Source organism: Streptomyces sp. AC602_WCS936 (assembly GCF_019049125.1).
In the GTDB taxonomy this organism is placed as follows: domain Bacteria; phylum Actinomycetota; class Actinomycetes; order Streptomycetales; family Streptomycetaceae; genus Streptomyces.
In genome coordinates this window covers 19,382-27,046 of record NZ_JAGMUF010000053.1, presented here as the reverse complement: position 1 = coordinate 27,046, position 7,665 = coordinate 19,382, and the positions used below count along the sequence as shown (strand labels likewise).

At 70.2% G+C, this 7,665-nt stretch carries 8 protein-coding genes; 6 read left to right on the top strand and 2 right to left on the bottom strand.

Annotated features, from left to right (window positions below):
* Nucleotides 1-103 precede the first annotated feature (103 nt).
* From KUM03_RS17310 to KUM03_RS17285, 6 genes are all read left to right on the top strand, one after another.
* Nucleotides 104-499, top strand: a complete 396-nt coding sequence (locus KUM03_RS17310; RefSeq protein WP_308406346.1) for a DUF2064 domain-containing protein — start codon at nucleotides 104-106, stop codon at nucleotides 497-499.
* Nucleotides 496-1,224 carry a TIGR04283 family arsenosugar biosynthesis glycosyltransferase gene (locus KUM03_RS17305; RefSeq protein WP_217249667.1) on the top strand — a complete coding sequence of 243 codons (729 nt, stop codon included), beginning with the start codon at nucleotides 496-498 and terminating at the stop codon, nucleotides 1,222-1,224. Before KUM03_RS17310 ends, KUM03_RS17305 begins: the two co-directional genes overlap by 4 nt.
* A 54-nt stretch (nucleotides 1,225-1,278) precedes the next feature.
* The gene (locus KUM03_RS17300) at nucleotides 1,279-2,955 is read left to right on the top strand and encodes a radical SAM protein (RefSeq protein ID WP_217249665.1); all 1,677 of its coding nucleotides are present in this window, start codon (nucleotides 1,279-1,281) and stop codon (nucleotides 2,953-2,955) included.
* Nucleotides 2,956-2,984: 29 nt separating this feature from the next.
* Complete coding sequence (locus tag KUM03_RS17295; RefSeq protein ID WP_217249663.1) at nucleotides 2,985-4,169, top strand: NAD(P)/FAD-dependent oxidoreductase; 1,185 nt, start codon at nucleotides 2,985-2,987, stop codon at nucleotides 4,167-4,169.
* Between the two features lie 176 nt (nucleotides 4,170-4,345).
* The gene (locus tag KUM03_RS17290) at nucleotides 4,346-5,413 is read left to right on the top strand and encodes a hypothetical protein (RefSeq protein ID WP_217249660.1); all 1,068 of its coding nucleotides are present in this window, start codon (nucleotides 4,346-4,348) and stop codon (nucleotides 5,411-5,413) included.
* Between the two features lie 12 nt (nucleotides 5,414-5,425).
* Entirely contained in the window at nucleotides 5,426-5,782 is a 357-nt protein-coding gene (locus tag KUM03_RS17285; protein WP_217249658.1) for a hypothetical protein, read from the top strand.
* A 42-nt stretch (nucleotides 5,783-5,824) separates the two neighbouring features.
* Here KUM03_RS17285 and KUM03_RS17280 read toward each other — a convergent pair whose 3' ends face one another.
* Nucleotides 5,825-6,163 (bottom strand): hypothetical protein, encoded by a 339-nt coding sequence (locus KUM03_RS17280; protein WP_217249651.1) that lies wholly within the window; start codon nucleotides 6,161-6,163, stop codon nucleotides 5,825-5,827.
* Nucleotides 6,163-7,653: a molybdopterin-dependent oxidoreductase gene (locus tag KUM03_RS17275; protein ID WP_217249650.1), complete on the bottom strand. Its 1,491-nt coding sequence runs from the start codon at nucleotides 7,651-7,653 to the stop codon at nucleotides 6,163-6,165. Before KUM03_RS17275 ends, KUM03_RS17280 begins: the two co-directional genes overlap by 1 nt.
* Nucleotides 7,654-7,665: the final 12 nt, after the last annotated feature.

The window sequence follows — 7,665 nt, the reverse complement described above, 5'->3', positions numbered from 1 at the left end:
GGCTCCATCACTACAATCACCACCGCCCCCACACCGCAACCGGCGGCAAACCACCCATCACCAGGTTGACCAACGTCCCTGGGCAGTACACCTAGGACAGCGCCTGGCCGCGGCGGTCACCGACGCGATCACCGACGGTGCGGGCCCGCTGCTGGTCATCGGCACCGACGCACCCACCCTCACCGCCACCCACCTGACCGCCGCGTTCACCGCGCTGGACGACCACGACGTGGCGCTGGGCCCCGCGCTCGACGGCGGGTATTACCTGATCGGCCTCCGGGCCCTCCACACCTCGCTGTTCGCCCTCGCCCCGGAGACGTGGAGCACGGACCGGGTCCTGACGGCGACCCGCGCCCTCGCCCGCGACGGCGGTCTGAGCGCGAAACTGCTGCCTGTGCTGCGGGACCTGGACACCCCCGAGGACGCCGCCGCGCTCCTGCGGGACCCGGCACTGCCCGCGCCGATCGCCGAGCTGCTCCAGCACGCGGAGGTCCCGTGACACCGGTGTCGATCATCGTCCCCGTACTGAACGAGGCGGCCACGATCGAGGAGGCGGTGAGCCGCCTGTGCCGTGACTTCCCCGACTGCGAGCTGATCGTCGTGGACGGCGGCTCCACCGACACGACGGTCGAACTCGCCACCGGCCACGCCACCGTGGTCACCAGCGAACGCGGCCGGGCCAGGCAGATGAACGAGGGCGCCCGGCACGCGTCCGGCGACATCCTGTGGTTCGTCCACGCCGACACCGCCGTCGATCCCGGCGCCCTGGCGCAGATCCGGGCCGCTGTCGCCGACCCGGCCGTGGTCGGCGGCGGCCTCACCCTCCGCTTCGACCACAGGACCGCCGCCCTGGACTACCTCGCCTGGACATCGAACGCCCGTGCCCGCCGTCTCCACCACATCTTCGGCGACCAGGCCATGTTCATCCGCCGGACCGCCTTCGACGCCCTCGGCGGATTCCCCGACCTCGCCATCATGGAGGACCTGGAGATGTCGCGGCGCCTGCACCGCCGCGGCCGGCTGTGCCTGCTGCCCGCCACGTCGACGGCCTCCTCACGCCGCCTGGTCGCCCACGGCACCTGGCGCATGATCGCCTTCATGCAGTACCTGAAGCTGCTGTACTTCGCCGGCGTGAAGCCGGAAGCAATCCGTGCCCGCTACGTTGCCGGGCCGCGCCTCCTCGGGACCAGACGTACGAAAACAACGGCACGGCACCACTCCTGACTTCTCCCCCCTCTCCCCCTCTCCTCCTCCCTTCGATTCTTTGGAGCCGACCCCATGCGTATCGCAGTCTGCGGAGGCCCCTACGGGAACCCGTACGCCCTCCAGGCATTCGTCGACGACGCCCGCGCCCGCGGTTGTGAACGCCTCTTCTGCCTGGGAGACCTCGGCGGATTCGGCGCCGACGTGAACGCGCTGTGGCCGATCCTCACCGCCAACGGCATCGAGTGCGTCGCCGGGAACTACGATGTGGCCATCGCCCGCGGCGACACCGACTGCGGCTGCGGCTACCGCGACCCCAAGGACAACGAGTACGCCCAGCTCATCTACGACCACACCCTCGCCACCACCGACCGGGAATTCGCCGCCTGGATGGGAACCCTGCCCACCGAGCGCCGGGAGACGATCGACGGCGCCGACGTCCACATGGTCCACGGCTCCACACTGGCCCTGAACGACTTCTGGTGGGAATCACTCCCCGAGGACCAGCACCGCCTGCGAGCAGAGGCCTCCGGAGCCGACGTCGTCCTGTGCACCCACAGCGGCCTGCCCTGGCAGCGACGGATCGGCGAGACCCTCGCCGTCAACGTCGGCGTGCTCGGCAAACCCGCCAACGACGGCCGCCGCGAGGTCTGGTACGCGATCCTCGACCTGTCCGAGGGACACGTCGACGCCGAGCTGGTCCCCCTCGCGTACGACTGGCAGGCACAGACCCGCTCCATGCGCGCCGCCGGGCTCCCCGAGATCTTCACCGAGACCATCGAGACCGGCTGGTGGACCACCTGTCTGGAGATCCTCCCGCCGCGTGAACGCTCCCGGGGCCGCTACCACCTCTACCGCTCCACTCTGCCCTCCGGCTTCCGCCCCGCCGACGACGGCTGGGGTGAGGCGACACCGCAGGCGCTGCAGAGCGACCGTCCGGTGGTCCCGCTGTTCGGCACCCCCTACTTCCCGTCCCGGCTGTGGATCTACACCAACTTTCACTGCAACCTCGCCTGCGACTACTGCGCGGTCGCCTCCTCCCCCAAGGCCGTCGCCCGCACCCTGCCCACCGGCACCTTCCGCGCCCTCGTCGACGAGGCGGTACAGGCCGGGTTCACCGAGCTGTACCTCACCGGCGGCGAGCCCTTCCTGCACCCGGACATCGTCGCCCTCCTCGACCACGCCTCCGCCGAGCTGCCCACCGTCGTGATGACGAATGCGATGCTGCTGCGGGGCCGCCGGGCCGACGGCCTCGCGAGACTTGCCGACCGCAAGCTCACCGTCCAGACCTCGCTGGACGGTGCCACCGCCGAAATCCACGACCTTCACCGCGGCCCCGGCTCCTGGCAGCGCACCATCGACGGCATCCGTCACCTGATCGACGTCGGGCTGCCTCCACGCGTCGCCCTCACCGAAACCCCGGACAACACCAACGAGATCCCTGCGGTCGCCGAGCTGCTGGCCGGGCTCGGCCTGCCCGCAGACCACTTCGCCGTACGCCCGCTCCTGCGCCGCGGCTTCGCCGAGACGGGAGTCGAGATCGGCGAGGACTCCAGCATCCCCGAACTGAGCGTCACGGCCGACGGGCTGCACTGGCACCCCGCGGGCGCCGACGTCGCCACCAGCCCCGACCTGCACCTCGCCCCCGCAGGCACCCCGCTCGCGACGGGCAGGCAGCTGGTGACCGAGCGGTTCTTCACAGCCCGCCTCACCGACGGCACCCTGCCCCGCCCCGTCCACTGCGCCATCTGACCGCTACCCGTACGGAAAGGGAGTCCACCATGCAGCGACACGTCGCGATCCTCGGCGCCGGCCCCGTCGGCCTCGATGCCGCCCTCGCCTGCGCCGACGCCGGGCGGCCGTTCACCGTCTACGAAGCCGCGGACACCGTCGCCGCACACGTACGGTCCTGGGGCCATGTCCGCCTCTTCACCCCGTGGGACCTCAACGCCTCCCACCGGATGCGCACGCACCTGCCGCACGCCCCGACCGGGGAGGACTGCCCCACCGGGGCCGAACTGGCCACCCGCCTGCTCGACCCGGTCGCCGCCCTGCCCGTCCTCGCAGGCCGCATCCGCTTCCGCACCCGGGTCGCCGCCATCGCCCGCACCGGCCTGCTCAAGCACGAGCAGATCGGCACCCCCGTCCGCGCCGCGGCCCCCTTCACCCTCCTGCTGGACACTCCCGACGGCGAGGACACCGCTGAGGCGGGTCTCGTCCTGGACTGCACCGGCACCTACTCCCACCCCAACGCCCTGGGCCCCGGCGGCATCCCCGCCCCCGGCGAACGCGCCCTCGCCGACCGCATCACCCGCACCCTCCCGGACACCGGCGATCCCGACCGCTGGGCCGGCACCGTCCTGCTCGTGGGCGCCGGCAAGTCCGCCCAGTCCGCGGCCCGCGACCTCGCCGCCCTGCCCGGCACCCGGGTCGAGTGGGCGGTGCGCAGCCCCGCGCCCGACTGGGGCGCCGTACCCGGCGACACGCTGCCCGGCCGACAGCACCTCGTCGACGCCTCCGCGGCCCTCGCCGACGGCGCCAACGACCGCGTCACCGTCCACACCGGCACCCGCGTCCACGCGCTGAGGCCCCTCGGCGAGCAGGTGGGCGTCACTCTCACCACTCCGGACGGCCCACTGGAGATCCTCTGCGACCACATCGTGGCACTGACCGGGTACACCGGCGACTCCGCCCTCTACCGGCAGTTGCAGGTCCACGAGTGCTACGCCACCGGCGCTCCCATGAACCTCTCCGCCGCCCTCCTCGCCTCCGCGGGCGGGGACTGCCTCGCCCAGCCCTCCGCCGGGATCGACAGTCTGCGCACCCCCGAGCCGCACTTCTTCATCATGGGCGCCAAGTCCTACGGCCGCCTCAACACCTTCCTGCTGCGCACCGGGTACGAGCAGATCGACCAGCTCGCTGCCGCGTACGCCGAGGAAGCGATGCTGCTCTCTACCGGTTCGTGAGCTCAAAGGTCACGATCTGCTCAAGCCGCGACGTCCGCGCCACCAGACCGACACGGGTAGCCCGACTGGCTGGCGGGGCGTCCCGGGACGGGATTGCATGGGACGGCGTGCTTCCGGGAACCCAGCGAGTCGACGCGTCGGCGGTGACCGCTGGGACGGTGCGAATGGAGAGGTTGTTGAGCTTTCGTCGGACGGTGGCCATGAGCGCGGCGGCCGCTGCGCTGGCCGCGGGCTGCAGCGCGGCCGACGCGGTGCCGGACTCGGCGCCGCAGGTGGCCGTGGTGCGGCTGGACACTCCAGTGCGAGAGCCGATCTGGTCGAAGGAAGCCGGGGCGGTGATCGCACTGGCTGAGGCGAAGCCGCAGGTCGTCAAGTTCTCCACCACTGTCTCATCGGGCCGGCTGACGACGCGTACGGTCCTTTCCGATCCGTTCCCCGGCGGCCTGGGAGAGAACCTCGCACCGAGCGCAACGGGTAAGAGCGTGGTGTATGCGCCACTGCCCGAGACCGACCGGGTCGCCGTCCTCGATACCGGAACGCTCCGGTTGAAGGGATCTCTGCGGGCTGGAGAGGCGCCCTCCTTCGTCACCGTCGACTCCGGCGCGGACGTGCTGCTGGCGTTGTCCCAGGACGGCTCCACCGTCACCGGAGTCGACGTCCAGCCGGACCCCGGTGAGGACCCCGCGGTGGTGACACGGAACCACGTCCGGCTCGGCCCGACCGGTGAGGTCGACGGCCCCGCGCGCGGACGCCTCATCGAGTTCCACACCGTCGGCCCCGACCTGGTCAGCCACTACAAAGGCGCCGTGGACGCGGTGGAGAAGACCGCCGACATCACCTTCCGGGCCGAAACGGCCACCGGCGACCTGGTCAAGGTCAGCCGGCTCTACGCCGCGGAGAAGGGGACGGACCGCCTCGTCGCGATCGACGAGGCACCTGGCGGTGACAAACTGCTGGTAGTGGCCCAGTCCCACCTCGGGCAGCCGGTGCTGCATCTCGGAGTCGACGAGAACCGGCTCTACGCCGCCACCGCGGATCGCCTGGTCGTCCTGGAGACGAACAGTTACGAAGGCTTCCCGAGCGGAGAGTTCACCGTCGTGAAGAGCATCGACTACCGGGCCGCCCTGAAGGATCCCCAGCTGAAGGAGGCACCGGTGTCAGGCGTGGCGGTGGGGCCGGAGCGCGTCTATCTGACCCTGCGGGGGGTTCCGTACGCCCTCAGTGTCGCCGAACCAGGTCTGTAGAGGCGACGGGTCATGGGATTGCGCGCATGGAGCACAGGCCGCCGTCAGTCACCCCGGGGTGAAGAGCCAAAGCCCGGGACGAACGCGGACCTGGACCTGCTTCACGACCAGGTACGGCAACTCCGGGAGCTGGCCGACAACCCCGAACAGGCCACGGACGCGGACCGTGTCTACGACTTCGGCATCCGGTGGGGAGCGTTCCTGCACGGGCGTCTGCCCCGGCTGACGGCGCTCGACCGCCGTGGGATGCTCACTCCGGCGGAGCAATGCCGGTTCGCGGACCTGCGCGCCGAACTGCGGGACGTCGAGCCGCTGGCCAAAGGACTCGGTCTGGTGGTGCCGCCTTCCGACGGCGAGCGCCCGCGATGAACGACACCGGTGCCAGGTTCGCCCGGTCAGGTGGTCACGTGGTCAGGTGGTCAGGAAGTCATGAGCCCGCATGACGATGCCGGTACGAGGCTGAGGGCAGCCACGACGCCGGCAGGTCAGCGCGACCATGTAGGCGTCCTGGTCCTCGTCGAGAAAGAGGAAACCGAGGGGAAGCGCGTCGCCGACGGCCCACCGGCGGCGGTTCCCACAGCTGGGGCAGGCTGGGTGGCGGCGCAGCACGCGGTGGACCTGGTGACGCTGTTCTTCGTCGAGCGGTGTGATGTCCGGTCGCCGTGCCGGTTGCACCGGTGCACCGGAGGATCGGCGGGAGCCGTCCCGGTCCCCGTCGACGGGCTGTTCGGTGCGCGGTGTGCTGGTCATCAGACCTCCACGTCCTTGTCGTAGAAGACGTTGTCCTCGCGCCAGCCGCCCATGCCTTCGCCGATCGCGGAGTAGTCGGACACGACCTCGATCCGTTCGATCCACTTGGCCATCTTGAAGCCGACCTGGGTTTCCAGCCGCAGCCGCAGCGGTGCACCGTGCTTGATGGGCAGCGGCCCGCCGTTCATGTCGTAGGCGAGGATGCACTGCGGATGTCCCGCCAGGCTGAGATCGATGACTTCGTAGAACTGGCCGGCGCCCTCCGCACTGGGCTCGTCGCGGCCGGTGTCCTGCATCGTCAGGAAGCACAGGAATCGCGCTCCGGGCATCGGCTCGACCAGGTCGAGCACCGTCTGGAGCGGTACGCCGCCCCACTCGGCGATGCTGGACCATCCCTGGACGCAGTTGTGCAGCACCTGCTGGGTCTGCGGGCGGCCCAGCGCGCGCAGGTCCTCCAGTGAGAAGGTCATGGGCCTCTCCACGAGTCCGCCGACCTCGAGTCGCCAGTCCACGAAGTCGTGCACGGCCATCGTCTTGTACTCGGGAGAACACGGCGGTTTCCCGTTTACTCGGTGCTCGACGGACACCGCGCGGCGCGGATACGCCTGGGTGGACTTCAACGGTCGCAGGAGCGCCCGGCGGACCGGGGTGATCACGGCGCCGAGCCCACGTTGCACGGTTCGCGGCCGCTTCAGGCTGATGACGGTGGCCGCGACGTGGACGGCGACGATACCGGCGAGAAGGAGGATGGACGCTCCGACGGCCCAGTCCAGGTCCCGGACATCACCGAAGATCATCAGGGCGTGAAGTTCCGGCCAGCCCCACACTCCGATCATCGTCAGGTGTACCGCGATGAACACCAGGAAGGCGATCAGGCCCAGGAAGTGCAGGCTACGGGCCGCTTGTCGGCCGCCGAACAACCGTACGTACCAGGGGAAGCGGGCTTCGATCGCCGGGGACTGGGCTGCTCCGGTGAGGATCTGGAAGGGGGCGAGCAGGAAGATGACGGCCGCGTAGGCGACTTTCTGCAGGGCGTCCAGGGGCTGGCCCGGCAACAGGGGCGGCAGGTTGAAGCTGAGGTAGGTCAGCAGGTCGTTCCAGGCGGTGGAGAAGAGGGACCAGTCCTGGGGGATGTAGCGGCGCCACTGGCCGGTCGCGAACAGCAGGACGTAGTAGACGGCACCGGTCAGGACCCAGCCGATGACGCTGATGAAGTGCCAGTGCCTGCCCATCCCCAGCTTCTTGTGACCGGGCAGGGAAACGATGGAGGAGTAGTCCTCCTCCTCGTCGAGCGTGTCGTAGAGGCGGTCCTTCGGCATCGTCTTACGGGTGAAGCGCGCCCACTCGGTGCCCGGCCGGCTGTCGTTGCGCCAGTACAGCTTGGGGTGAGTGGCGACGATCTCGATGCCGCTGCGGATGAGCAGCGTGAGGAACAGGACGTTCAGCCAGTGCTCCACCCGGAGCCACACGGGGTAATCCAGCTGCTGCACGAAGACTGCCAC

Bases quoted from the DNA above. Each gene is read 5' to 3' on its own strand.
- KUM03_RS17300 (WP_217249665.1), top strand. From the start codon at position 1,279: ATGCGTATCGCAGTCTGCGGAGGCCCCTACGGGAACCCGTACGCCCTC.
- KUM03_RS17295 (WP_217249663.1), top strand. From the start codon at position 2,985: ATGCAGCGACACGTCGCGATCCTCGGCGCCGGCCCCGTCGGCCTCGAT.
- KUM03_RS17285 (WP_217249658.1), top strand. From the start codon at position 5,426: ATGGGATTGCGCGCATGGAGCACAGGCCGCCGTCAGTCACCCCGGGGT.
- KUM03_RS17280 (WP_217249651.1), bottom strand. From the start codon at position 6,163: ATGACCAGCACACCGCGCACCGAACAGCCCGTCGACGGGGACCGGGAC.